This is a genomic window from uncultured Aurantimicrobium sp. (assembly GCF_936931525.1).
Classification (GTDB): domain Bacteria; phylum Actinomycetota; class Actinomycetes; order Actinomycetales; family Microbacteriaceae; genus Aurantimicrobium.
The window spans coordinates 1-1,479 of the sequence record NZ_CAKZII010000122.1 but is presented as its reverse complement, the minus strand read 5'-3'; the positions used below and the strand labels follow the sequence as shown (position 1 = coordinate 1,479).

The 1,479-nt window shown below is 49.6% G+C and carries 2 protein-coding genes; both read right to left on the bottom strand.

The window, feature by feature from the left end:
• On the bottom strand, positions 1 to 525 hold a 525-nt coding region (locus Q0362_RS05480; protein ID WP_298120911.1), incomplete at its 3' end, for a hypothetical protein.
• 5 nt (positions 526 to 530) lie between these two features.
• Positions 531 to 1,479, bottom strand: a 949-nt coding sequence (locus Q0362_RS05475) for a nucleotide sugar dehydrogenase (protein WP_298120908.1), incomplete at its 5' end; no start/stop codon positions are given.

Here is a 1,479-nt window from a genome sequence, read left to right as displayed (position 1 = left end):
GTACCAGTCGAGAACTTTTCGACCATCTTGATCGTCGCGAAAGCCGACCCAGCCGACGTTGAACCTTCCATATTTGGAGAGCTTTTCAGCCAAAGAATCGGGGTATCTGTGTTCGATGATTCCGACAGATGAATCCGCCATGGCGTCAATCACTAGCTGTGGGTTATTGAAGAAGAAAAGGTCCCCATCTAGATAGATGGACATTCCACCAGGAATGTTCTGTTTGTTCATGACATGGCGAATGAGCAATGGAGTGCAGGTGAAGTAATACTCCATGCGTGAGCGCTGGGCTTTGAGAGGGAGCAGTTCGGGTTCTGCTCGTTCCAACTCTTCAATGCGCAAAACAAAAACATTATCGGGAGCGTTTTCTTCTAGATAAGCTGCAGCTGCGTTATCCAGTGCTAATACATAAACGGGTGATGTATCGCCGTGTTCTCGCAAGGACGCGATAAGAGCGAGTCCTCGACTGAGATAGCCGCTATCAAAATAGGTGCAATAAACCCGAGGAGTCGCTGTTGCTGACATCTAGCTTAAAGTCGCTCGATATTTGCACCGGCGAATTTACCGGTGGTGTCGAGAACTACCGTAGAGGACGAGGAAATTTCAGATGCCGCCTCGATGAATTCTCTGTGTGGCTGAACCAGAATGATCACGTCTGAGTCTTGCAAAGCACCGGAAATACTTGCCGATCGAGGCACATCAACACCATTTACGCCCCAGGCTGGCACGTGTGGGTCGAAATAGGAGAGTTCTGCTCCCATGTCTAGGAGGCGTTGCCCTAAGGGCACAGCAGGCGATTCACGCTTATCTGAGATGTTTGCCTTGTAGGTAACTCCGAGAAGTAATACCTTGGATCCCTTGACTGCCTTGCTCTGAGAGTTCAAGAGGTCTTGAACACGACGAGCAACATACGGGGGCATGCTGTGGTTAATTTCTTCGGCGAGCTCAACAAAGCGGAAAGGACGCTCTAACTCTGCACGAACTTTATATGCCAAGTAGTTGGGATCAATTGGAATACAGTGACCACCGACGCCAGCACTAGGGGAGAAGGACTGGAAGCCAAAGGGCTTGGTCTTGGCAAGTTCAACGACATTCCAGATGTCAATATCCATGGCGTGAGCAAACTGAGCCATTTCATTCACCAAAGCAATGTTGATGTGGCGGTAGGTGTTCTCGAGAAGTTTTGCAGTTTCTGCCTCACGTGTGCCCTTTGCACGCACAACTGTTTCGATGAATTGTTCATAGAATGCAACTGCTTTGTCACCACATACCTCTGTGACACCACCCACAATCTTGGGGGTGTTCTTGATTCCATAAGTTGGGTTACCTGGATCAATGCGCTCAGGGGAGAAAGCCAAGTAAATGTTCTTGCCGACTTTTCGGCCGGTTTCCTCAAGCAGCGGCTTCAAGATTTCTTCGGTAGTACCTGGGTAGGTTGTCGACTCCAAGACCACAGTGAGGCCATCGTGGGCGTACTGG